Genomic DNA, 23,415 nt, shown 5'->3' on the forward strand with positions numbered 1-23,415 from the left:
CACCGTGACGGTCCCGGAGGCTCCGCGTAGCGTCGCTCGCGGGCCGTCCGGCCCCTGAACGGAGGGACTCCCGATGACTCCGGAGGACACGACCACGACGGCCCCGCGGCCCCGCTCCCTCTGGCGGGCGGGCGCGGCTCCGATCCCCTCCGACGAGTTCGTCCCGGGCGCGCACTACGACGACGTCGTGGTCGGCGCCGGACTCACCGGGCTGGTCACCGCGCTCCTCCTGCAGCGGACCGGCCGGCGCGTGCTGGTGCTGGAGGCGCGGGAGGTCGGCGCGGTCACGACCGGGAACACGACGGCGAAGCTCAGCCTCCTGCAGGGAGCGCACCTCTCCCGGATCGCGGAGCGCAACATCCCCGCGGTGACCGAGGCCTACGTCGCGGCGAACCTCGCGGGCTTCCGCTGGCTGCTCGACTACTGCGAGGGCGCGGGCGTGCCGGTGCAGAGGCGCACCGCCTACAGCTACGCGCAGACGCCCGAGGGCGTGGACGCCGTCCTGAAGGAGCACGCGACCGCGCGCCGCTTCGGCCTCGCGACCCGCCTCGTCGGCGAGCTCGACGTGCCGTTCCCCAGCACGGCGGCCGTCGCCCTCGACGACCAGGCCCAGTTCGACCCGATGGACGTCCTCACGGCGCTCGCCGCCGACTTCCGCGCCGCCGGGGGCACGCTGGTGCAGGGCGTCCGGTCCCTCGGGATGCGAGCGACCGCTCCCGTCCGGGTCCGCACCAGCGCGGGCCCGGTGACCGGGGACCGGGCCTACCTGCTCACGGGGGCGCCGATCCTCGACCGCGGCCTCTACTTCGCCAAGATCGCAGCGCTGCGCTCGTACGCGGTCGCGTTCCGCACCGACGCGCCGATCCCCGACGGCATGTACCTCTCGGTCGACGAGCCGTCCCGCTCGGTGCGCGACGCCGAGCGCGACGGCGAGCGGCTCCTCCTGATCGGCGGCAACGGCCACCCGGTGGGGCGCCGGCCCGTCACCTCGGAGGCGGTGGACGACCTGGTCGCCTGGACGCGGCGGTCCTTCCCGGGGGCGGAGCCGGTCGCGCAGTGGAGCGCGCAGGACTACGAGCCGTTCCACCGTGTGCCGTTCGTGGGCTGGCTGCCGCGGGGCCGCGGACGGATCTTCCTGGCGACCGGCTACGACAAGTGGGGGATGACCAACGCGGTGCAGGCCGCGATGACGCTCGTCGCCGACCTCGAGGGCGGGACGCCGGCCTGGGCGAGGACGCTGCACCGCCGGCCCACGCTGCCGCGGGTGATGGCGGAGGGGCTTGGCGCCGGGCTGGCGGTGGGCGTCTGGTACGCCCGCGGCTGGTCGGCAGCGCTCCGCGCGCCCCGCTCGGCCGGGGTGGTGCCGGCGGAGGGCCAGGGCTCGCTCGCCCGCGACGGCCTGCAGCCCGTCGCGGTCTCCACCGTGGAGGGGAGGCGCTGCGCGGTGTCGGCGGTGTGCCCGCACCTGGGCGGGATCGTCACCTGGAACGACTCGGAGCGCAGCTGGGACTGTCCGCTGCACGGTTCCCGCTTCGCAGCCGACGGGACGGTGCTGGAGGGGCCGGCGGTCGAGCCGCTCGCCCCGCTGGGCTAGGACGGCCGCCGGCTCAGCGGAGCCGACGGCCGAGGCAGGCCCCGCGGAGCAGGCGGCTCAGTCCTCGTCCGCTCCGGGCTCCGCGACCTCGTCGCCGTCCGCGCCCGAGGCGTCGCCGGTCGTGTGCAGATCGGTGTCGCCCGGGATGCTGAAGTCGCTCAGCGGGTCCAGGGGCTTCTTGTCGTCGGTGTCGTCGCTCATGCCTGCCACCCTACGAGCGCCCGGCGAGGCGCTGCACCGCGGCGACCGGGATCGACAGCCACTCCGGCCGGTTGCGCGCCTCGTAGATCGCCTCGTAGACGGCCTTGTCGAGTTCGAACGCGTCGAGCACCGCCCGGTGCGCGGTGACCGCGTCGCCCGCCCGCTCGGTGTAGCCCTCGAGGAACGCGGCCCGGCTCGCCGCCGCCCAGGCCGCCCTCGAGGCGCCCGGCTCGGCCTGCTCGTGCGCGCCCGCCGCGTAGTCGAAGGACCGCAGCATCCCCGCCACGTCGCGCAGGGCCACGTCGGGAAGGCGGCGCTCGTGCATGGGCCGCAGCGGCTCGCCCTCGAAGTCGAGGAGCACCCAGCCGCGGTCGGGCACGGACAGGACCTGCCCGAGGTGGTAGTCGCCGTGGATGCGCTGGAGCCTCGGCCACGGCGCGGTCTCGGCGGCGCGGAACACGGCCTCGATCGCCTCCGAGTCCTCCGCGATCACGGGGACCTCGGCCGAGGCGATGCGCAGGCGACGGCGCATGGTCGCGACCATCCGCTCGACGACCTCGGACGTGGTGTCCTCGGTCGGCATGACCTCCGCCAGCGTCGCGTGCACCTCGGCGGTGGCGCGGCCCAGCTCGCGGGCGGGTCCGGTGAAGTCGGAGTCGGCGGCGACCGCCTCGAGGGCGACGCGCCACGCGTCCTGGACCCCGGGGAGGAACTCCTGCGCGAAGGCGAGGTGCCCGAAGGCGCGGCCCGTCTCCTCGCCCTCGTCGTCCCACTCGCCGGTCACGTTGCCGAGCACGGGCGGGACGAGGGCGCTCCCGGCGGCGTTGAGCGCCGACTGCACCGTCACGTCCGGGTTGTCGCCGTGGTGGAGGGCGCGGAAGACCTTGACGATCACCGGGGTCGCGTCGGATCCGTCGTCGGCGGTGGTGCGGACGATCACCGAGGTGTTCGACTGCTCGCCACTGAGCACCTTCGAGGACGCGAACGCCCCGATCGCGGCACCCGGCTGCCGGTGGCCCTCGGCGCGGGCGCCGCCCTGGGCGCCGTCCTCGTCGGAGCGGCCGCCGTCGGCGATCATGCCGAGCAGGGCGCGGGCGAACACCGGGTCCCGTGGAGCGTCGTACACGAAGTGCACGTCGTCGGAGTAGACGAGGGCGTCCTCGAGCCCGGGCACCGGAGCCGCGTGGACGGTCACCGGCACCTGGTACAGCACCGGGCTCGTGCCTGCCCGGTCGATGAAGAGGTGGTCCACCACCTCCGCCTCGCCGGGGTGCAGCGACCAGGCGCCGCGGACCTCCAGCTCGGGGCGCCGCCCCTTGCTCGCGTACCACCTCTGGTCCGCCACCCATGCGGCGATGCGGTCGATCGACAGGCCTGCGCTCATGCTCTTCCCTCCGTCGGCACCCCGAACCCTACTGGCCGCGGACGACGGGCGGAGGGGCTTGCGGCGGGGCGCTCAGGCCAGCTCGAGCACGTCCAGCGTCCAGGCGTACTCGAACGCGATCTCGCGCCAGCGCTCGTAGCGTCCGCTCACTCCGCCGTGTCCCGCTGTCATCTCGGTGCGCAGCAGCGCGGGAGCGCCGACCTCGCGGAGCCTGGCCACCCACTTCGCCGGCTCCACGTACAGCACCCGGGTGTCGTTGAGGCTCGTCGTCGCGAGGATCCGGGGGTACTGCACGTCCTCGCGGACGTTCTCGTAGGGCGAGTACGACTTCATGTAGGCGTAGACCTCGGCGTCGTGCAGCGGGTCGCCCCACTCGTCCCACTCGATCACCGTGAGCGGCAGCGACGGGTCGAGGATCGAGGTGAGCGCGTCGACGAACGGGACCTGCGCGAGGACGCCGGCGAACGCCTCCGGGGCGAGGTTCGCGACCGCGCCCATCAGCAGGCCGCCGGCCGACCCTCCCTGCGCGACCAGGCGGTCCGGAGTGGTGAAGCCCGCGTCGACCAGGTGCCGCGCCGCGGAGACGAAGTCGGTGAAGGTCGTCCGCTTCGCCAGCGTCTTCCCGTTCTCGTACCAGGAGCGGCCCATCTCCCCGCCGCCGCGGACGTGCGCGACGGCGAAGACGACGCCGCGGTCGAGCAGCGAGAGGCGCGCGATCGAGAAGCCCGGGTCGATGCTCGCCTCGTACGAGCCGTAGCCGTAGAGGAGGAGCGGCGCGGGGGCCGAGTCCGGATCGGCGGCGTCGCGGCGCCAGACGAGCGAGAGCGGCACCCGCGTGCCGTCCTCCGCCACGGCCCACTCCCTCCTCTGCACGTACAGCGCGGGGTCGTAGTCGCCGAGCACCGGCTGCTGCTTGAGCACCGTGCGCTCGCCCGTCGCGACGTCGAGCGCGAGCACGGTCGAGGGGGTGACGAACGAGGTGTAGGCGAGGCGGAGGGAGGGCTGCTCCCACTCCGGGTTCCCCGCCAGGCCCGCGTCGTAGAGCGGCTCGTCGAAGACGATCTCCTCGAGCCGCGCTCCGGCGCCGTCCTCGCGGAGCAGCCCGAGCCGGGTGGCTCCGTCGGCGCGGTACGAGACGACGACGTGCCCGGCGAAGGCGTCGACGCCCTCGATCCGGCGACCCTCGCGGTGCGGCACCACCACGCGGCGCTCGCGGGCCCGGGCGTCGGCGTCGAGCGACAGGTCGGCCGGCTCCTCGACGATCTCGAAGTCGAGGGCGCCGTCGTTGTGCACGATCAGCAGGCGGTCGTGCCCGTCGACGACGGCGTGCTCGACCTCGTACTCCACGCCCTCTCGGCGCGGCCACACCGAGCGGAAGGAGCCGGTCGGGTCGGACGCGTCCAGCAGCAGGCACTCGCTCGTGATCTTGCTGCCGATCTCGATGACGAGGAAGCGGCGGCTGCGGGTGAGGCCCACGCCGATCCAGTAGCGCTCGTCGGGCTCGGCGAAGACGACCTCGTCCGGGGTCCCGGCGCCGACCTCGTGCCGCCAGATCGTGTCGGGGCGCCAGGACTCGTCGACGGTCGGGTAGAAGACGAAGCGCGCGTCGGCGCCGAAGGTCGCTCCGCCGCCGGTGCCCTCGATGACGTCCGGCAGGTCCTCGCCGGTCTCGAGGTCGCGGATGCGGAGGGTGTAGCGCTCGTCGCCCTCGACGTCGGTGCCGAAGAGCAGCCGTCGGCCGTCGGCCGAGACGTCGAAGCTGCCGAGCGAGAAGAAGTCGTGCCCCTCCGCCTCCGCGTTGCCGTCCAGGACGACCTGCTCGCCCTCGAGCGGACCGCCCTCGGCGATCGACGGCGGCGTCCAGTCGTCCGGCCCGCTGATCGGCGCCCGGCAGTGCACGGCGTACTGGCGGCCCTCGTAGGAGCGCGAGAAGTACCACCAGGAGCCCTCCCGGACGGGGACCGAGAGGTCGGTCTCCTTCGTCCGCGAGCGGATCTCCTCGAACAGGCGCTCGCGCAGCGGGGCGAGAGGAGCCAGCACCGCCTCGGTGTACGCGTTCTCGGCCTCGAGGTGCGCGATCACCTCGGGGCTCTCCTTCTCGCGCAGCCACTCGTAGTGGTCGACCACCACGTCGCCGTGGTGGCGGCGCTCGAGGGGGACGCGGCGGGCGACGGGCGGAACGGGCGCGGTCATCGCTCCAGCCTAGGGCGAGGGCGCCCCTGGCCGCCCGGGGTGCCGCAGCGGCGCCGGGCGTGATCACAATGGAGCATGGCCAGCGGTGCGGAGAACGAGTCGGCGACGTCCCGGGCGGGCGGTGCGCGGAGAGTGCAGACCGAGGTCGAGCGGAAGTACGACGTCGACGCGGGCACCCGGCTGCCCGACCTGACCGGCACCGCGAGCGTCGCGAGCGTCCGCACGGAGGAGCCGGTGACCCTCCGCGCCGAGTACTTCGACACCGCCGAGCGCGCTCTGTCCCGGGGGCGGATCACGCTGCGCCGCCGCGAGGGCGGATCCGACCAGGGCTGGCACGTCAAGCTGCCCGGCTCCTCCGGCCGCACCGAGATCCACGCGGAGCTCACGGCCTCGCGCACGGTCCCGTCCGCCGTCCGCGAGCCGGTGCTCGCGCAGGTGGGGCGCGCGCCGCTCGAGCCGCTGGCGCTGCTCGAGACGGTCCGCTCGATCACCCGCGCCCTCGACTCCCACGGGCGGGAGCTCGCCGAGATCGCCGACGACCTGGTGACCGCGCGCGACCAGCGCACCGGCCGCGAGCGGCGCTGGAGGGAGTGGGAGGTCGAGCTCGTCGACGTCCCGGGCGACGAGGGCGAGCGGATCCTCGACGCGATCGAGCAGCAGCTCCTCGCCGCGGGCGCCCGCCCGGCCGCCAGCGCCTCCAAGCTCGCCCGGGCCACCGGCGGCCCGATCGAGGAGACGGTCCCGGATCCGCGGAACGGCGGGGAGGCGGCGCTCGCCGCGGTCCGCTCGCTCCTGCGAGAGCTGCGCGCCGTCGACCCGCGGGTGCGCCTCGAGGCCGACGACGCCCTGCACCGGATGCGCGTGCTCGCGCGCCGGCTCCGGTCCGTCCTCGCCGCCTCCCGCTCCGTGCTCGACCGTGCGGCGACCGACCCCGTGCGGGACGAGCTGCGCTGGCTGGGAGGGGTCCTCGGCGCGGCCCGCGACCAGGAGGTGCTCGCCGAGCGGTTCCGCACCTCCCTGGCGGCCGTCGAGGGCGCCCCGAGCACCCCCACCGCCCTGCTGGAGGAGATCGAGCACCGGCACGCCTCGGCGCTGCGCCGCGTCGACCGCACTCTGCGCGGCGGCCGCTACCTCGCGCTCCTCGCCTCGCTCGACGCCCTGCTCGCGGATCCGCCCCGCACCGCGCGGGCGGGCTCGAGCGCGACGGCGCTGGTGCGCCGCTCCGTCGCGAAGGACCTCGCGCGCATCTCCGCGGCGGGCTCCGCGGCGGCCGGCGGCTCGCTCGAGGCTCGTCACGACCTGCGGAAGGCGGCGAAGCGGCTCCGCTACACCGTGGAGGCGTGGCGGGCGGTCGTCCCCGAGGCCGTCGGCGCCCGGCGCCGCTCGCTCGCCGAGGCGGGCGAGGACCTCGCCGACGCCCTGGGGGAGGAGCGCGACGCGCTCGCCGCCCGTGCGCTGATCCTGGAGGAGGCCGATCGCAGCGGGGAGGGAGCCTTCGCGCTGGGGGTCGTCGCCGCCGAGGAGCGGCACCGCGCCAGGCGGGCCGCGAAGGCCGCGGAGAAGGCGGGGGACCGTCTGGGGTCGCTCTCGCGCTGACCGTGCGGCCCCGCGGTCGCTGTCAAGCCGACGGCCCGGTCACACGGACGAAATCCACGGCGGATAATGTGAATCATGCCTTCCGTCCGTGCTCTTCCGTCACCGCTCCTGCGCCCGCGCCACTTCGACCGCGACGACGTCGTGGTCCATGCCGGCCTGTTCTCGCTGGTGAACTCGAGTACGACGCCCCGCGCGGCCTGGACCGAGGACCTGATCGCCATCGGCGAGGTCCTCGACGCCGCCGAATTCCCCTACCGCCTCATCCGCGGCACCGACGGCTCGCCCTTCCTCGCGGTGGACCGCGTGCTCGGCGCCGAGCTGGCGACGCTGCTGGCGCGCGCCTTCGCGACCGAGCCCTTCTACGCCAAGACGGTCGACAAGCGGGGCACCCCGCCGCAGCTCCTGGCCGAGGGCGTGCTCGCGCCGTACCCGCGCGCCTCCGTCTTCAAGCTCTTCCGCCCGCGCGTCTCCTCGACGGGATCGCTGCGCTACGGCGCCCGCAGCGGCGTCCGCCTCGAGCTGTGGAAGGTGGGCGAGGAGGAGATCATCACTCCCGCCGAGAACGCGCTCATGCGCAACAGCCTCCCCGTCGCCGAAGCCATCGACGCCCACGTCGAGGCCTACGGCCGCACCTGGCCGACGTTCGAGGGCATGTTCGAGCCGCTCGTCAGCGACATCCGCTTCGAGGTGGACATCGTCTTCTCGTGGGTCGACGGCACCGACCTGGAGTTCCAGCGCGCCCGTGCGGCCCGCATGGCGAGCTACGTGGTGGGCGAGGGCGACGACGCTCCGGCGCGCTTCCGCCAGATCGACGAGCTCAAGTACGCCCTGCGCAGCGTCTACATGTACGCGCCGTGGATCCGGCACATCTACATCGTCACCGACTCCCCGCGCCCGCGCTGGCTGGACGAGCACCCGGACGTCACCCTCGTGCGCAGCGAGGACCACTTCCGCGACCTCTCGGTGCTGCCGACGCACAACTCCCACGCGGTCGAGAGCCAGCTGCACCGCATCCCGGGGCTGGCGGAGCACTTCCTCTACTCCAACGACGACATGTTCTTCGGGCGCCCGGTCGACCCGTCGATCTTCTTCTCGCCCGGGGGCATCACGAAGTTCATCGAGGCGACGACGCGCATCGGCATGGGCGACTCCAACGCCTCCCGCAGCGGCTTCGAGAACGCGGCCCGCGTCAACCGGCGCCTGCTCCGCGAGCGCTTCGGCGCGATGACGACCCGTCACCTCGAGCACGCCGCCACGCCGCTCCGCAAGACCGTGATGGCCGAGCTCGAGGCCGAGTTCGAGCCGGAGTTCACCGCGACCGCCGCGAGCCGCTTCCGCTCCGCGAGCGACGTCTCCGTCACCAACTCGCTCTACCACTACTACGCGCTGATGACCGGCCGCGCGGTCGTGCAGGAGAACGCCTCGGTGAAGTACGTCGACACGACGATGCACCAGGGGCTGAAGGACATGCGCAAGCTCCTCAAGAACCGCGGAGTCGACTTCTTCTGCCTCAACGACGGCAGCTTCCCCGAGATCTCGGCGGAGGCGCGCACCAAGGCCGTCATCGGGTTCCTCGAGGAGTACTACCCGATCCCGGCTCCGTGGGAGCGCGAGGACTGACCGTGGGCTGGGCCGTCGGGGGAGCGGTTGCCGGGCTGCTTCTCGGCCTGGCGAGCTCGCTCGTGTTCCCGGGCATCGCAGTGGGAGCGGGCGTCGGCGTGGGCGTCGCGCTGGCCGCGGCGCTGGCGTTCGCCGGATGGCTGTTCGCGCGGGACCGCGCCGGCGGGCGCTGACACCGCCGGCCGTGTCCGAGGACGCGGTCGACGCGGCGCCCGGAGGCGTCGGGGCGACCCCGACGCCCCGTCGCGTCGCTACGCGCTGACGCCCACCCGCTCCACGAGCGGCGGGTAGAGCTCCTCGTCCCGGGCGACGGGGGCCGCCGTCGCCGCGGCGATCTCGACGCCGTGGTCCGCGAGGATCCGCTGCGTCTCGTTCGCCGAGACGTAGGACACCTCGGTCGAGGCGCCGATCGGCACCACCGAGTGCAGCACCGTGCCGTCGTAGACGTGGATCAGGTTGAACGCCTGGGCGCCGTTTCGGGCGCGGGTCGCTCCCACCGGCACGTTGAGGTCCTGGGTGTAGCAGGTGGCCGACGCGACCGAGACCGGGATGCCGGCGAACATCGCCGTCGACGAGTAGTGCAGGTGGCCCGCGATGATGCTGCGGACGTCGGAGCCCTCGAGCACCTCCGCGAGGGCGGGCTGGTCGCGCAGCTCCACGAGGACCGAGAGGTCGAGCACGCTCGGCACCGGCGGGTGGTGCAGCGCGAGGATAGTGCCGTGCGGGGCCGGGCTGGAGAGCTCCTCCGCCAGCCAGTCGAGCTGCGCGTCCGAGATCTCCCCGTAGTGGGCGCCGGGCACGGTGGAGTCCAGCGCGATGATCCGCAGCCCGTTCACGTCGTGCACGCGGTCGACCGGCTGCGTGGTCGGGAGCTGGTCGAGCAGCCCCGAGCGGAACGCGCCGCGGTCGTCGTGGTTGCCCATCACCCAGATCACCTCGGCGCCGAGGCGTGCGGCCGCGGGCTCGACGACGGCGCGCAGCTTCGCGTACGCCTCCGGCTCGCCCTTGTCGGCGAGATCACCCGTGATGACGATGGCCTCCGGACGTCCGCCGGACGCCTCCAGCTCGTCGAACAGGAGCCGCAGCTGGGCCTCGCTGTCGACGTCGGAGCCGTACAGGCCGCCGTCTCCGGCGATGAAGTGGGTGTCGCTCAGGTGAAGGATGAAGTGGTTGGGCCGGGGGTACTCGGCCTGGCGGAGGGACATGATCCTCGGGTTCCACGATCGGCGGGAGCCGGATCACGCGACCCGGCGTCGGCACTTGCGCACTGCTCCAGCGGAGGCGACCCCGCTGAGACCAGTTCATCATCGCGGGGTGAACTCCGGGCCAACACCGGTCGGCGCGTCATCGAACGGTTCTCCCAGGTTGCCGGTCGCTGCGCGGTCCTCCCCGACCCCGGAGGACCGCCGCGATCAGAGCCGGGCGAGCAGCCGCGCGTAGAACTCGATCGCTCGCTCGAACTGGTCGGCCTCGACCGACTCGTCGACCCCGTGGATCCCGAGCTGCTGCCGCGGGCTGATCTCGAACGGGATGAAGCGGTAGACGTGGTCGCTGATCGCGTGGAAGTGCCGCGCGTCGCTGCCGCCGGTCTGCACGTAGGGGGCGACGACCGCGTCCGGGAACGACTCCTGCACGACCGCGCGGAGCAGGTCGTACGGCCCGCCGTCGCCGGGCTCGCCGGTGGGGGAGACGGGGGAGGGCTCGTGGGCGACCTTCACCTCGACCTCGACCTCCGGGTCGTCGATGACGGCGCGGATGCGCTCGACCACGCCCGCCACGGTGCCGCCCGGGTTGATCCGCACGTTCGCGGTGGCGCTGGCGCTGGAGGCGAGGACGTTCGCTCCGGTGCTGCCGCGCAGCTCGGTGATCGCGACCGTCGTCCGCAGCATCGCCGCCGAGCGGTTGGAGTGGGCGGCGAGCGCGCCGACGACGGCGTCCGGGTGCTCGTGCGGGCGGGCGTACCAGACGGCGTGGGCCGCGTCCGCGTGGTCGGCCGCCGCGCGCACCAGCTGGGCGATCGGCTCAGGGAGCGTCGAGGGGAACGGGTTCTCGGTCAGGCGGTGGATCGCCCTCGCGAGCCGCTGGGTGGCGAGCAGCCCGGGCGGGGGCGGCGGAGCGGAGGCGTGGCCGCCGACGTCGCGGCAGGTCAGCTCGAGGTTCATGATCCCGCGCTCGGTGACGCCGATCACGGCGATCGGGGTGGTGACGCCGGGCAGGATGCCGCGCCGCACGTTCCCGCCCTCGTCGAGCACGAGGCGCGGGCGGACCCCGCGCGCGCCGAGCAGGGCGACGACCGAGGGGGCGCCGTCGCCCGCCGTCTCCTCGTTGTGCGTCGAGAGGAGGTACACGTCGTGCCGGGGCCGCTCGCCCCGCAGGACGGCCGCCTCGACCGCCTCGAGGAGGGCGACGAGGGAGCCCTTGTCGTCGAGGGCGCCGCGCGCCACGACGGAGGTGCGGCCGTCCGCGGCGACGACCGTCTCGGCCGCGAACGGGTCGTGCGACCACTCCGCCGCCGTCACGCTGACCACGTCGTAGTGGGCCATCAGCACGGCCGACTCGCCCGGCTCCTCACCGCGCCAGCGCCAGAGGAGGGAGTGGCCGGCGACTGTCTCGAAGTCCAGGGCCGCGTGCAGTGCCGGGTAGAGCTCGGCGACGAGCGTGCGGAACGCCTCGAAGCGGCTCCAATCGGTGGCCGTCTCGTCCGAGTGGGACACCGTCTCGACGCGCAGCAGGGCTTGGAAGCGCTCGAGCGCGGTCGTCGTCACCGGGCTAGCCTACGACGGCGGTGCCGGGCTCCCGGCCCCGGCGAGCGGAGGTGCGCGGTGGGACTGCCCGAGGAGTGCGTCGTCTACGTCCTCCGCGAGGGCCCGCGGGGCGCGGAGGTGCTGCTCGGCCGGAAGCGCCGCGGCCTCGGCGAGGGGCGCGTGGTCGCTCCCGGCGGCAAGCTCGAGCCCGGCGAGTCGCCCGTCGCCGCCGCCGTCCGCGAACTGCAGGAGGAGGCCGGGCTCGTCGCCCGAGCGGCCGATCTGGAGCCGCGCGGCGTGCTCGACTACTCCTTCCCGCACCGGCCGGCCTGGAGCCAGCGCTCGCACGTCTTCCTCTGCCGCCGCGTCACCGGCGAGGTCACCGAGTCGAGCGAGCTCGCCGCCGCCTTCGTCCCGGTCGAGGAGGTGCCGTTCGAGCGGATGTGGGATGACGCCCGCCTCTGGCTGCCGGGCGTGCTGCGCGGGGGCGCGCCCGTGCGCCTCCGGGTCGAGTTCGGCGCCGACCTCGCGAGCGTGGCCTCGTGGGGGCCGGCCGACGCTCAGACGAACGTTCCCGCCACCAGCAGCGCCAGCAGCGAGATCACCGAGGCGATCGAGAGCGTCAGCGAGTAGGCGGTGAACGTGCCCCGCACGGTGAGGCCGAGCACGGACTTGAAGAGCCAGAACGCGTTGGCGTTGACCATCCCGAGGAAGAGCGCGCCGGAGCCGGCGGCCAGGGCGATCAGCGCCGGGTTCACGTCGAGCACGGGGATCAGCGGGGCGACGATGCCGACCGCGGTGATCGCGGCCGTCGAGACCGAGCCGATCGCCGCGTGCAGCACGGCCGCGACGACCCAGGTGAGCAGGATCGGCGAGAGGGCCCGCCCGTCGAAGGCGCCGGCGAGCGCGTCGCCGACCCCGGTTCCTCCGACCACGGCGGCGAGGCTGCCGCTGACCCCGGTCAGGACGACGATCGGGCCGCTGCGGGTCAGTGCTCCGCCCAGTGCCGTGGCCACGGCGCCCTTCGGGAGCGTCCGCAGTGCCGTCGCGTAGGCCAGCACCAAGCCGGCCAGCAGCGCGATGTGCGCGTCGCCGAGGAACCGCAGGAGGGGGACGTCGAGCTCGGCCAGCTGGGTGAGCGAGTTCGCGGCGATCAGCACGATGGTGAGGGCGATCGGAGCGACGGCCAGCGCGAGCGGCACCCGCCGCGTCGCGAGCGCCGTGCCTCCCGTGGCCGCGCCCGCCTCGGGCTCGAGAGCGGGCCCCGGGACCGCCCCGCCCTCGAGGTCGCGCTCGTCCCGCCAGCCGCCGCGCTTCACCAGGGCGCTGTACACCAGCACGGTCAGCACGATGGTGACGATGCCCAGCGGGGCGCCGATGGCGACCATCGACGGCAGGGGAGCGCCCGCGATGCCTGCCGTGGCCAGCGCGGCGGCTCCGGGGACGACGAAGACCACGCCCACGATCATCCCGACGATGGAGGAGCCGGCCAGCAGCCCGTAGCCACCGGCACCGAGCCCCCGCGAGGCCAGACGAGTCAGCGGTGCGCTCATCACGACCAGCACGTCGGAGTAGATCGAGGGGAAGGCGACGCCCAGGGTCAGCGCGTAGGCGACCGGGAGCGCGCGCCGACCGAAGCGCTTCACGAGCCAGCGGGCGAGCAGCGGGGCCACGCCCAGCGCCTCCAGGAGCGATCCGAGCAGCAGGCCGAGCGCGATCAGCAGGCCGATGTCGCCGAGGACCGCGCCGAATCCGGACGTCATCGCGGTCACCGTCCCCTCGCCGCCCTGCCCCGAGACGAGGCCGAGCCCGAGGGCCGAGACGAGGAGGGCGATCACCGGCTCGACCTTCAGCACGACGATCAGGACCACGACGGCCACGATCGTGAGCAGGATGAGGAGCACGGGCCAGTAGTCGGTCATGGGCGGTCCTTCTGTCGAGGAGCGGGAGGGCCCGGAGACCGGGTCGCCGCGAGCCGTCCAGCCCCGGCCGTGGTGCGCCGCCAGACGGACGATCGCGCGGATCCGCGGAGCCGGGAGAACGCCGCGGAGATGCGGCGCGTCAGCGGAACATACCGATCCCCGACCCTGCTCCCCGACGTCGACGACTTCCTTCGTCATGCAGCGTCGCGAACACGCGGGCCGGATGCGCACCCTGCTACTTTCACCGGGCAGACGTCCTCGGGGGGAGGACGCAGCCGCATCTCTCCTCCGTGGTCACCCGCATCCGGACGGCCTCCGCCGTCCGACCCGCCAGGCGCCCTCCGTGGGGCGCCGCCGTCAGCGGACCACACGACAGCGACGCGATCCGGCCCCGCCCGGACGCGCCCGAGCGCAGCAGGAGCACTACCCATGACGGCACAGATCATCGACGCGACCGATCTCGACGAGCTCCGGCGCGTCGGGCAGGAGCTCCGCGAGGGCGCGACCGTCATCGCGCAGACCGACACGAACTACGGCGTGTTCGCCAGCCCCTTCTCGCGCAGCGCCTGCTTCCGCCTCTACGACATGAAGAAGCGGGACGGCGCGAAGCCGCTCACCCTCTTCGTCTCCGCGCCCCGCGACTGGGCGACCTGGGCCTTCGCCCCGGAGACGGCCGACATGGACGCGCTCGTCGCAGCGTTCTGGCCGGGGCCGCTGAACGTCATCCTGCGCCGCAAGCCCGTCGTCCCGGACTGGGTCACCTCGGGCCAGGACACGGTGTCGGTCGTGCACAACCTCAGCGCCCCGATCAACCTGCTCTCGATATTCGCGGGCCTGCCGCTCGCGGCCACCTCCGCCAACATCAGCGGCACGGTGTCGACCGGACTCGTCGACTTCGACCTCGCCGCGGAGCACCTCGGCGGCGACAGCGACTACCTGATCCGCAGCACCACCGCCCCCGACTCCACGATGAGCAGCACGATCGTCTCCCTCGTGGGCGGAGCGTCGATCGTCCGTCAGGGCGACGTGGGCGCCGACGCACTGCGCGTCGTCGTGCCCTCCCTTGTCTGACCTCGGGCGCGGGGACGCCCCGCGCGGCCGCAGCGCCGCCGGGCTGATCACGGTCTACCGGATCGTCTCGCGCGCCTACTTCCACCTGCCCGTGGTCGCGGTGTTCCTGCTGGCGCGGGGCTACCCGATCCTGGCCGTGGCGCTGCTGCTGGCGCTCTACGGAGTGGTGGCGGCGCTCGCCGACGGCCCGCTCTCGCCGCTCACACGCCGCCTGTCCTCGGCGGGCGCGCTCGTCGTCGGCGAGGGCGTGAAGGCACTGGGCCTCGTCGTGATCGTGCTGGACGCGGATCCGGTCGCCGTCGTGATCAGCCAGCTGCTCGCCGGCTGCGGCTTCTCGCTGACGGCCGGGCGGGACGCCGCGCTGGCCTCCTCGCTGCGCGCCGGAGCCGATGCTCGCCGCCAGGAGACGCGGGTGCAGAGCGGAATGTTCCTCGCCTCCTTCGGCGCGGGAGTGCTCGGGGCCGCCTCGCTCGCGCTCTGGGACCGGCTGCCGTTCCTCCTCAGCGCGCTCGTGTCGTGCGCCGCGCTGGCCGTGGTGCTCCTTGCCCGCCTGCCGCTCGGCGCGAGCGCCGCCTCGGGAGTGGCGGCGCGCGCCGTGCGGCCGGCCGTCCTGCCCGCCGCGGTGCGCTTCTGGTCCCTCTACTACTCCGTGAACCGCGCCGTCCTGCTCGCCGCTTACACCTTCGTGATCCCGCTGCTGCTGTTCCAGGAGCTGCGTCTGACGCTGCCCGCGTTCGGCCTGGTGCTCGGCCTCTACACGCTCGCCGGCCTGGCCGCCGCCCGGCTCTCGCCGCTCATCGCCGGCACGCCCCTGGTCTTCCGGCTGACGGCGCTCACCCAGGTGCTGGGCCTCGCCCTGACCACCCTCGGGGTGCTCGGCGCCGCGATCGCCGGCCTGGCCCTGCTCGGGATCGCGGGCGGCTTCGTGCGGCCCGCGACGATGATCGCCCTGGCGCCGGCGATGAACGGGCTCGAGGACGGCGCCCGGGTCGCGGTGATGCGCGGACTGGAGCGCAACCAGGGGATCCTCCAGGCCGTCCTGCTCGTCGGCGCCGGGATACTCGTCCCCCTCACGGGAGGGACCGCGCCGACCCTCATCGTCCTCGTCGTCCTCGCGGTCCTCGCGCAGACGATCGGGGCCGTCTCGATGCGACGACAGGAGAGGAGGGCCGACACCGCGGAAGCGGAGTGACAGAGGAAGTCCGGGACGAGCCCGCCGGCGGCGTCCCTCATCCACGTGCAAGGAGTGAAGCAGTGCAGCCCATCTACACGTTCTCCGATTCCGACAGATCGACCCTCCAGCAGTCGCTGCTGGCGGTCGCCATCGACCCCTACAAGGACTACGACCGCTTCCGCGACGCGATCGCCGCGCTGATCGACAGCGGCGACGTCCCGCAGGGCTTCGTCGACGCGCTCGCCCGCATCCGGCGCGAGCGCGACGAGAAGATCACCTACGCGCACCTGATCTCGAACAACCCGGTCGACGACGAGATCCCCTGGCTCGACCAGGACGACGCGCTCGAGGACAAGTACCGCAAGAAGCTGACGTTCGTCGGCGAGGGCCTGCTCGAGCTGCAGTCGCAGTACCTCGGCTCGCCGCTGCTCGCATACGCCACCCGCAACAACGGCGACTTCTTCCAGGACGTCTACGCCGACAACCGCTTCTCGAACACCCAGACGCAGAAGACCGACGGCGAGCTGTACTGGCACAACGAGCGGACCGCGCACCCGGTGCGCGCCGACTTCATCTCGCTCCTGGGACTGCGCACGCCCGAGACCGACCTCGTCTACACGAAGTACGTCGACGGCCGCGAGATCCTGCGCTTCATCTCATCCGAGAACCAGGCGCTCCTGCGCGAGGCGGTCTACATCACCCCGTTCGACGAGCTCTCGCGCGCCCAGAACAAGAACCAGATCGTGTCGGACCAGCACGCTCTGCTCGAGAACGAGCACAGCTTCCGCTACTACGACACCCGGACGGTGCCGGCCGACCCGGACGACCTGCCGCACCTGTGGGCGCTCTGGCAGTTCCGCGATGCGCTCTCGAAGGTCAGCGAGCAGTACCACCGGATCCGCGACGCGGACCTGCTGATCATCGCGAACCAGGACGGCCTGCACAGCCGTCAGCTCGTCGACGTCCAGGACCGCGACAAGACCCGCTTCCGCTGGCTGCTGAAGACGTACTCGTTCCGCGACGCGGCGACCGCGGACCGCCACTCCGACTACTGGCTCGACGGCGTCCGCGGCCGAGTCACCGACTGAGAGAGAAGGAGAACGACATGACCGATCTGACCAGGAGCACGCCCCCGCACCCGCTCGACTTCCTGCCCGCGACGGCGCCCCTGGAGGTGTCCAGCGACGACGTGACCGACGGCGAGCGGCTCGCCGAGGCCCAGGGGAGCGGCGACACCAGCCCGTCCCTGCGCTGGAGCGCCGGCCCCGAGGGCACGCAGTCGTACGCCGTGACCGTGTTCGACCCCGATGCGCCGACCCTCGGCGGCATCCACCACTGGGTCCTGGTCGACATCCCGAAGGAGGTCACCGAGCTGGCCGCCGGCTCGACGGAAGTGGGGCGCCCGGCGCTCAACGACCTCGGGTCGCTCGCCTACGCCGGTGCGGCCCCGCCGCCCGGTGACCGCCCGCACCGCTACCTCTTCACGGTGCACGCGCTCGGAGTGCCGACGCTGCCGGTCGACGAGTCGACTCCGGCCTCGCTGGTCGGCTTCCATCTGACCGTCAACACGCTCGCGCGAGGCTCGCTCACGGCCCTCGCCTGAGCCGTCTCGTCGGCGCGCGCGGCGCGGACGGGCGCGCACCGGGCACCGGAGTCGATCCGGAGCCCGGTGCGCGTCCGTTCGCGGCATCACCGCCGCGGACGACGGGAGGCGATCCGCTAGGCTTCCGCTCGGCCGGGGCCCCGCCCATGGCGTCTCTGGACACCACGAAAGGGAAAGAATGACCAGCACGACGGTGATCGAATGGCGTGAGCAGGCTCCTGCGGAAGCGGTGGACGCGCTCTACGCCCCCGGTGGACTGGTCGTCTGCGCGACCAAGGTCGGCTACATCCTGATGACGACCGACGGAGCGGGCCTCGAGCGCAAGTTCTCGGCCAAGCAGCGCAACCGCAACAAGCCGGGCGTCGTGCTCTGCTCCAGCATCGAGCAGCTCACCGAGCTCGCCGAGCTCAACGAGGAGGTCCTCGCCTTCTACCAGAAGCACTGGGACCAGGACGTCCTGCTCGGCTGCATCCTCCCGTGGAAGGCCGAGGCCGTCGACCTGATCGACGAGGACGCCCGCGAGCTGGTCCGCGACGGACGGGGCACCAGCTGCTTCGTCATCCGCTTCGGCCGCCCGGCCGAGCAGCTGGTCGCCACCATGTGGGAGGGCGACCGCACCCTCACCTTCGCCAGCTCGGCCAACCCCTCGGGCGTGGGCAACCGCGGCCGCGTCGCGAACATCGGCGAGCGGATCGAGAACGAGGCCGACGTCATCGTCTCGGCCGACTCCTACGTCTCCTCGATCCAGCCGGACAAGGACGAGGACTCCCGCCACGAGCAGGGCGTCATGGTCTCGATGGTGGACGCCTCGGGCGCCCTCATCCCCGTGCAGGGCGGCGAGCGCTCGATCACCCCGGGCCCCGTGCTGATCCGCCGCGGCCTCGACTACGAGCGCATCATGCTGAACCTCGCCGAGCAGTTCAACTCCTGGGACTACCGCCAGGGCGAGTACTACTGATCCGCTAGCGGATCGCGACGACGGCCGGGCCGGGGCTCACCCCCGACCCGGCCGTCGTCGTCCCCGGCGTCAGAGCTCCAGCACGTCGCCCGGCTCGAGGGCGTGGTACTCGCCGCCGCCCTCGCGCACCGCCCAGCCGAGCCGGTCGTGGCCGAGCGAGCGCCCCGCCTCCGAGAGCACCTGCTCGTGGGTCGCGAAGGCGTGCCGCGGGGCGAGCTCGAGCACGTAGTCCATCGCCTCGGCGATCTTCATCCACGGTGCTCCCGAGGGAGCAGCGAGAATCTCGACATCGACGCCCTCCGGCACTGTGAACGAGTCGCCGGCGTAGTAGACCCGGCCGTTCACCAGGACGCCCACGTTGTCGATCACGGGGATGCTGCGGTGGATCACCGCGTGACGGGAGCCGAAGAAGCGCAGCTCGAACGGGCCCACCGTCACGACATCGCCGTCGGCGACCGTCTCGACGTCGAAGCCCTCGGCGGCGGCGGCGACCCCGGCCGGGCCGAGGATCCGCAGCGACGGGGCCGCGTCGCGCAGGCGCTGCAGCTGCTCCGGGGTCCAGTGGTCGGCGTGCTCGTGGGTGAGCACCACGGCGACGGTGTCGGTCGTCCCCTCGACGGGCCGGGTGAAGGACCCCGGATCGATCACCAGCCGGGCGCCGTCCTCCTCGATCAGGACGGCGGCGTGCTCGAGTTTCGTCAGTCTCATGCCCCGAGCCAACCGCCTCGGCGGGCGGCGGGCAAGGCCGGGGCCGAGCGGAGACCGGATGGGCCGGGCGCTCGATTTGCGTCGATGCGGATCCGTGTGCAACACTCTTCGAGTTGCAAAAATGCGGCCCCATCGTTTAGCGGCCTAGGACGTCGCCCTCTCACGGCGGTAACGCGGGTTCAAATCCCGCTGGGGTCACCACGGCAACACGAGAAGAACCCCCGGTCTGACCGGGGGTTCTTCTCGTTTAACACCCGGGTGCTCGCCACGCGGCACCCGCTCGACGCATCGCGCCGATCGCCTCGTTCCCGCTCCGCCTCCCCGGGGCCGCATCCTGCCGGATCGGCGCTAGGATCGCATCCGCGAAGGGGAGTATCCCGCCTTTCCGCTCCCGTCAGTACGCACCGCCCCTGCGCGGCGCCGGGGGCGGGACGGGTGACGCGGACCGGCACGGCCGTCCGCTCCCCGGGGAGAGACTTTCGGCCCCCACCCACTCGGAAGGCCCTCATGCTCGATCTGCCCGTCTGGTTCGTGATCGGCTCGTTCGTCGTCCTGAGCCTGATCCTCGCCGCCGACCTGCTGCTGGTCTACAAGCGCCCGCACGTGCCGAGCCTGAAGGAGTCGGGGCTGTGGGTCGGCTTCTACGTGTCGCTGGCGCTCGTGTTCGCGCTGCTGATGCTGATCCTCGGCGGCGGCGAGCTGGCCGGCCAGTTCGTCGCAGGCTGGCTGACCGAGTACAGCCTCTCGGTCGACAACCTGTTCGTCTTCGTCATCATCATGGGCCGCTTCGCGGTGCCGGCGAAGCTCCAGCAGGAGGTGCTGATGGTGGGCATCATCATCGCGCTGGTCTTCCGCGGCGTCTTCATCCTGCTCGGCGCGCAGCTCATCGAGAGCTTCAGCTGGATCTTCTACCTCTTCGGCGCGTTCCTGGTCTACACGGCGTGGAACCAGGCGTTCGGCAAGGAGGACGAGGACGAGGGCACGGACAACCTGCTCATCCGCCTCCTGCGCAAGCGCGTGAGGATCTCGGACGAGTTCGACGGCTCGAAGATCCGCACGGTCAAGAACGGCACGACGTTCTTCACCCCGATGCTGATCGTCTTCCTGGCGATCGGCTCGACCGACCTGCTCTTCGCGCTCGACTCGATCCCGGCGATCTTCGGCATCACCGAGAGCCCCTTCATCGTGTTCACCGCGAACGTCTTCGCGCTGATGGGGCTCCGCCAGCTCTACTTCCTGCTCGGCGGGCTGATCGACAAGCTCGAGTACCTCAAGTACGGGATCGCGTTCATCCTCGCCTTCATCGGCGTGAAGCTCGTCCTGCACGCCCTGCACGAGAACGACCTGCCCTTCCTCAACGGGGGCGAGCCGGTGCCGGTGTGGGACATCGACACGATCACCTCGCTCGTGGTCATCGTGCTGAGCATGACCGTGGCGACGCTGGCGAGCCTGGCGAAGATGCGCCGCGAGCACCGCCACATCCAGCTACACGACGGGCACCCCGAGGTCGTCGCGGACGACGCCCGGTCCTCCGCCGAGGAGAAGTGATCCCGCGATGACGACGACCACGGTCGACCTGCCCCAGGGGGCGCTGCGGCTCGCCGTCAGCAGCAGCACCGACGTCGGCGCCGTCCGCCGCGTCAACGAGGACGCCCTCCTCGCCGACGAGCTGCTCCTGGCAGTCGCGGACGGGATGGGCGGGCACGCACGAGGGGACCTCGCGAGCGCAGCCGCCGTCGAGGCGCTGCGCGAGAACCGGCCGACGAGCCTGGGTCCGGTGGACGCGGTGTTCGACCTGGTGGAGGGCGCCAACACGGCCGTGCGCGCGCTCGACGTGGGCGGTGCGCTCTGCGGCACGACGCTGACCGGGCTGATGCTCGTGCTCCCCGAGCCCGCGGGCCCGGCCCGCTGGGCGCTGTTCAACGTCGGGGACTCCCGCGTCTACCGCTGGGACGGTGCCGAACTCCAGCAGCTGACGGTGGACCACTCCGCCGTGCAGGAGCTCGTCTCGGCCGGCCTGCTCACCCCCGAGTCGGCGGAGTCGCATCCCGACCGCAACATCGTCACCCGCGCCCTCGGCGCCGACGAGGAGGTCGAGACGGACGTCTGGACGCTGCCCGTCGTGCCGCGCGCCAGCTACCTGCTCTGCTCCGACGGGCTGACGAAGGAGCTCTCCGACCAGCGGATCGCCGCCCTGTTCGCCCGCCGCGACTCCGGCGACCCTGCCGACCTCGCTCAGGCGCTCGTGCGTGCGGCGGTCGAGGCCGGCGGACGGGACAACGTCACCGTCGTCGTCGTCGACGCCGTGCTCGACGCCCGCGCCTGAGCCGGGCGACTCCGTGCCGCGCCCGCCCGGGAGGCGGGGGAGCGCGGTGCTATTCTCGGTCCATGCTGAGTGGCCCGCACCTCCTTCCGTGCCGCGACGAGACCTCGAACTGACGGCCTCCCTCGTCGCGGTGCCTCGCCCGGCCGAGCAGCGACTCCAGGAGGAGAAGGAACCGTCATGATCGAGACCACACCCGGCACAGCCGCGCCCGCGTCGAGTGGAGCAGGGACCGGCAGGAGAGCCGAGAAGCCGCGCACCCTCGCCGAGAAGGTCTGGGACGACCACGTCGTCGTCGCGGGCGAGAACGGCGCTCCCGACCTGCTCTACATCGACCTGCACCTGCTGCACGAGGTGACCAGCCCGCAGCCGTTCGACGGCCTGCGTGCCGCGGGGCGCCCGCTGCGCCGGCCGGACCTCACCATCGCCACCGAGGACCACAACACGCCGACCCTCGAGATCGGACGCCCCATCGAGGATCCGATCAGCCGCACCCAGATCGACGCGCTGCGCCGCAACGCCGGCGAGTTCGGCGTCCGCCTGCACTCCCTGGGCGACGTCGAGCAGGGCATCGTGCATGTCGTCGGCCCCCAGTTGGGCCTGACGATGCCCGGCGTCACGGTGGTCTGCGGCGACTCGCACACCTCCACGCACGGCGCGTTCGGCGCGATCGCCTTCGGCATCGGCACGAGCGAGGTCGAGCACGTGATGGCGACGCAGACGCTGCCGCTGCAACCCTTCAAGACGATGGCGATCACGGTCGAGGGCACGCTGAAGGAGGGGGTGACGGCCAAGGACATCATCCTCGCGGTCATCGCCCGCATCGGCACCGGCGGCGGCCAGGGCTACATCCTCGAGTACCGCGGCTCCGCGATCCGCGCGCTCTCGATGGAGGGCCGGATGACGATCTGCAACATGTCGATCGAGGCGGGTGCGCGGGCCGGCATGGTCGCGCCGGACGAGACGACCTTCGCCTACCTGCACGGCCGCCCGCACGCTCCGGCGGGCGAGGACTGGGACGCCGCGGTCGCCTACTGGCGGACGCTGCCGAGCGACGAGGGCGCCGTGTTCGACGCCGAGGTCGTGATCGACGCCGACGCGCTCGAGCCGTTCGTCACCTGGGGCACGAACCCCGGCCAGGGCGTCTCGCTCTCGCAGGCGGTACCGGACCCTGACGTCCTCGACGATCCGAACGAGCGCGCCAGCGCTCTGCGAGCGCTGGAGTACATGGCGCTGGAGCCCGGCACGCCGATGAAGGAGATCCCGGTCGACGTGGTCTTCATGGGCTCCTGCACCAACTCGCGGATCGAGGACCTGCGGGCCTTCGCTGCCGTCGTCGAGGGGCGCACCAAGGCCCCCGGCGTCCGCGTGATGGTCGTCCCCGGCTCCGCCCGGGTGCGGCTCGAGGCCGAGGCCGAGGGGATCGACCGGATCGTCACCGCGTTCGGCGCGGAGTGGCGCTTCGCCGGCTGCTCGATGTGCCTCGGGATGAACACCGACCAGCTCGTCCTGGGGGAGCGCGTGGCCTCCACGTCCAACCGCAACTTCGAGGGTCGTCAGGGCAAGGGGGCGAAGACCCACCTCGTCTCGCCCCTCGTCGCCGCGGCCACGGCCGTGCGCGGCACCCTCTCCAGTCCCTCCGATCTGGAGCCGGTCCGCGAGAGAGCAGGAGTCTGACCGTGCAGAAGTTCGAGACCGTCACCGCGATCGCCGCGCCCCTGAAGCGCGCCAACGTCGACACCGACCAGATCCTCCCCGGCATCTACCTCCGCCGCATCACGAAGACCGGCTTCGAGGACGCGCTCTTCCACGGTTGGCGGCAGGACGCGGACTTCGTCCTCAACCAGGAGCGCTACCGCGGCGCCGGCATCCTCGTCGCCGGCCCCGACTTCGCCATCGGCTCCAGCCGCGAGCACGCCGTCTGGGCGCTGCGCGACTTCGGCTTCCGGGTCGTCATCTCCCCCCGCTTCGGCGACATCTTCCGGGGCAACGCCGGCAAGCAGGGACTGCTCGCGGCCGTCGTCTCGGAGCCCGACGTCGAGCGGCTGTGGGAGATCATCGAGGGCACCCCGGGAATAGAACCGACGGTGGATCTGGTTGCGCGTACGGTCACCGCCGGTGGCGAGACCTTCGACTTCGAGATCGACGACTACACTCGATGGCGCCTGATCGAGGGCCTGGACGACATCGGCCTGACCCTGCGCGACGAAGCGCTCATTTCCGAATTCGAGACCCGCCGCGAGAGCTGGCGGCCCAAGACATTGCCGGTGAAATAGCGTGAACACACTTCTTCAGGACGCCAAGGCCCTGCAGGACGCCAAGGC

21 protein-coding genes and 1 tRNA gene are annotated in these 23,415 nt (G+C 72.6%); 15 read left to right on the forward strand and 7 right to left on the reverse strand.

Annotated features, from left to right (window positions below):
- The first annotated feature begins 73 nt into the window (after positions 1-73).
- Positions 74-1,594 carry an FAD-dependent oxidoreductase gene (locus C5C53_RS05095; protein WP_104266986.1) on the forward strand — a complete coding sequence of 507 codons (1,521 nt, stop codon included), beginning with the start codon at positions 74-76 and terminating at the stop codon, positions 1,592-1,594.
- A 57-nt stretch (positions 1,595-1,651) separates the two neighbouring features.
- Here the strand turns inward: C5C53_RS05095 and C5C53_RS17040 are convergent, their stop codons facing one another.
- From C5C53_RS17040 to C5C53_RS05105, 3 genes are all read right to left on the reverse strand, one after another.
- Complete coding sequence (locus C5C53_RS17040; RefSeq protein WP_159914626.1) at positions 1,652-1,795, reverse strand: hypothetical protein; 144 nt, start codon at positions 1,793-1,795, stop codon at positions 1,652-1,654.
- 10 nt (positions 1,796-1,805) lie between these two features.
- Complete coding sequence (locus C5C53_RS05100) at positions 1,806-3,179, reverse strand: phosphotransferase (protein ID WP_104266987.1); 1,374 nt, start codon at positions 3,177-3,179, stop codon at positions 1,806-1,808.
- A 72-nt stretch (positions 3,180-3,251) separates the two neighbouring features.
- Positions 3,252-5,372 (reverse strand): S9 family peptidase, encoded by a 2,121-nt coding sequence (locus tag C5C53_RS05105; RefSeq protein WP_104266988.1) that lies wholly within the window; start codon positions 5,370-5,372, stop codon positions 3,252-3,254.
- A gap of 75 nt (positions 5,373-5,447) precedes the next feature.
- On the opposite strand from C5C53_RS05105, the gene C5C53_RS05110 reads away from it, so the two are divergent.
- The 3 genes from C5C53_RS05110 (at position 5,448) to C5C53_RS17045 (ending at position 8,761) form a co-directional block, all read left to right on the forward strand.
- Positions 5,448-6,968, forward strand: a complete 1,521-nt coding sequence (locus C5C53_RS05110) for a CYTH and CHAD domain-containing protein (protein WP_104266989.1) — start codon at positions 5,448-5,450, stop codon at positions 6,966-6,968.
- A gap of 75 nt (positions 6,969-7,043) precedes the next feature.
- Entirely contained in the window at positions 7,044-8,588 is a 1,545-nt protein-coding gene (locus C5C53_RS05115) for a stealth family protein (RefSeq protein ID WP_104233778.1), read from the forward strand.
- 2 nt (positions 8,589-8,590) lie between these two features.
- On the forward strand, positions 8,591-8,761 hold the full coding sequence (locus C5C53_RS17045) for a hypothetical protein (RefSeq protein WP_181127716.1): 171 nt from the start codon (positions 8,591-8,593) through the stop codon (positions 8,759-8,761).
- A gap of 78 nt (positions 8,762-8,839) precedes the next feature.
- Here the strand turns inward: C5C53_RS17045 and C5C53_RS05120 are convergent, their stop codons facing one another.
- Both C5C53_RS05120 and C5C53_RS05125 read right to left on the reverse strand, forming a co-directional pair.
- Positions 8,840-9,793, reverse strand: a complete 954-nt coding sequence (locus tag C5C53_RS05120) for a phosphodiesterase (protein ID WP_104249612.1) — start codon at positions 9,791-9,793, stop codon at positions 8,840-8,842.
- 207 nt (positions 9,794-10,000) lie between these two features.
- Positions 10,001-11,353: a M20/M25/M40 family metallo-hydrolase gene (locus tag C5C53_RS05125; protein WP_104266990.1), complete on the reverse strand. Its 1,353-nt coding sequence runs from the start codon at positions 11,351-11,353 to the stop codon at positions 10,001-10,003.
- 57 nt (positions 11,354-11,410) lie between these two features.
- On the opposite strand from C5C53_RS05125, the gene C5C53_RS05130 reads away from it, so the two are divergent.
- The gene (locus tag C5C53_RS05130; RefSeq protein ID WP_181127717.1) at positions 11,411-11,965 is read left to right on the forward strand and encodes an 8-oxo-dGTP diphosphatase; all 555 of its coding nucleotides are present in this window, start codon (positions 11,411-11,413) and stop codon (positions 11,963-11,965) included.
- On the opposite strand, the gene C5C53_RS05135 is transcribed toward C5C53_RS05130, so the two are convergent.
- Entirely contained in the window at positions 11,893-13,254 is a 1,362-nt protein-coding gene (locus tag C5C53_RS05135) for a GntP family permease (RefSeq protein WP_181028702.1), read from the reverse strand. The two genes, C5C53_RS05130 and C5C53_RS05135, sit on opposite strands and share 73 nt — an antisense overlap.
- A 429-nt stretch (positions 13,255-13,683) precedes the next feature.
- On the opposite strand from C5C53_RS05135, the gene C5C53_RS05140 reads away from it, so the two are divergent.
- The 5 genes from C5C53_RS05140 (at position 13,684) to C5C53_RS05160 (ending at position 18,060) form a co-directional block, all read left to right on the forward strand.
- A complete protein-coding gene (locus C5C53_RS05140) occupies positions 13,684-14,325 on the forward strand; it encodes an L-threonylcarbamoyladenylate synthase (RefSeq protein ID WP_104225616.1) in 642 nt (213 codons plus the stop codon).
- Positions 14,318-15,517 carry a hypothetical protein gene (locus C5C53_RS05145; protein ID WP_104266993.1) on the forward strand — a complete coding sequence of 400 codons (1,200 nt, stop codon included), beginning with the start codon at positions 14,318-14,320 and terminating at the stop codon, positions 15,515-15,517. Before C5C53_RS05140 ends, C5C53_RS05145 begins: the two co-directional genes overlap by 8 nt.
- 62 nt (positions 15,518-15,579) lie before the next feature.
- On the forward strand, positions 15,580-16,587 hold the full coding sequence (locus C5C53_RS05150; RefSeq protein WP_104266994.1) for a taurine catabolism dioxygenase TauD: 1,008 nt from the start codon (positions 15,580-15,582) through the stop codon (positions 16,585-16,587).
- A 17-nt stretch (positions 16,588-16,604) separates the two neighbouring features.
- A complete protein-coding gene (locus C5C53_RS05155; RefSeq protein ID WP_104223083.1) occupies positions 16,605-17,102 on the forward strand; it encodes a YbhB/YbcL family Raf kinase inhibitor-like protein in 498 nt (165 codons plus the stop codon).
- Between the two features lie 178 nt (positions 17,103-17,280).
- Positions 17,281-18,060: an L-threonylcarbamoyladenylate synthase gene (locus tag C5C53_RS05160; RefSeq protein ID WP_104266995.1), complete on the forward strand. Its 780-nt coding sequence runs from the start codon at positions 17,281-17,283 to the stop codon at positions 18,058-18,060.
- A 69-nt stretch (positions 18,061-18,129) separates the two neighbouring features.
- Here C5C53_RS05160 and C5C53_RS05165 read toward each other — a convergent pair whose 3' ends face one another.
- The gene (locus C5C53_RS05165) at positions 18,130-18,768 is read right to left on the reverse strand and encodes an MBL fold metallo-hydrolase (RefSeq protein WP_104225619.1); all 639 of its coding nucleotides are present in this window, start codon (positions 18,766-18,768) and stop codon (positions 18,130-18,132) included.
- A gap of 125 nt (positions 18,769-18,893) precedes the next feature.
- Between C5C53_RS05165 and C5C53_RS05170 the strand changes: the two genes are divergently transcribed.
- The 5 genes from C5C53_RS05170 to leuD all read left to right on the forward strand — a co-directional run bounded on the left by C5C53_RS05170 (position 18,894) and on the right by leuD (position 23,367).
- Positions 18,894-18,969: transfer RNA gene (locus C5C53_RS05170), tRNA-Glu, on the forward strand.
- Between the two features lie 306 nt (positions 18,970-19,275).
- Entirely contained in the window at positions 19,276-20,316 is a 1,041-nt protein-coding gene (locus C5C53_RS05175) for a TerC family protein (RefSeq protein WP_104266996.1), read from the forward strand.
- 7 nt (positions 20,317-20,323) lie between these two features.
- Positions 20,324-21,094, forward strand: coding sequence for a PP2C family serine/threonine-protein phosphatase (locus tag C5C53_RS05180; RefSeq protein ID WP_104223087.1), 771 nt, complete (start codon positions 20,324-20,326; stop codon positions 21,092-21,094).
- Positions 21,095-21,271: 177 nt separating this feature from the next.
- On the forward strand, positions 21,272-22,768 hold the full coding sequence (leuC, locus tag C5C53_RS05185) for a 3-isopropylmalate dehydratase large subunit (RefSeq protein WP_104223088.1): 1,497 nt from the start codon (positions 21,272-21,274) through the stop codon (positions 22,766-22,768).
- Between the two features lie 2 nt (positions 22,769-22,770).
- Entirely contained in the window at positions 22,771-23,367 is a 597-nt protein-coding gene (gene leuD / locus C5C53_RS05190) for a 3-isopropylmalate dehydratase small subunit (protein ID WP_104223089.1), read from the forward strand.
- Positions 23,368-23,415 lie beyond the last annotated feature (48 nt).

The organism is Rathayibacter sp. AY1E3, assembly GCF_002932235.1.
Lineage (GTDB): Bacteria > Actinomycetota > Actinomycetes > Actinomycetales > Microbacteriaceae > Rathayibacter.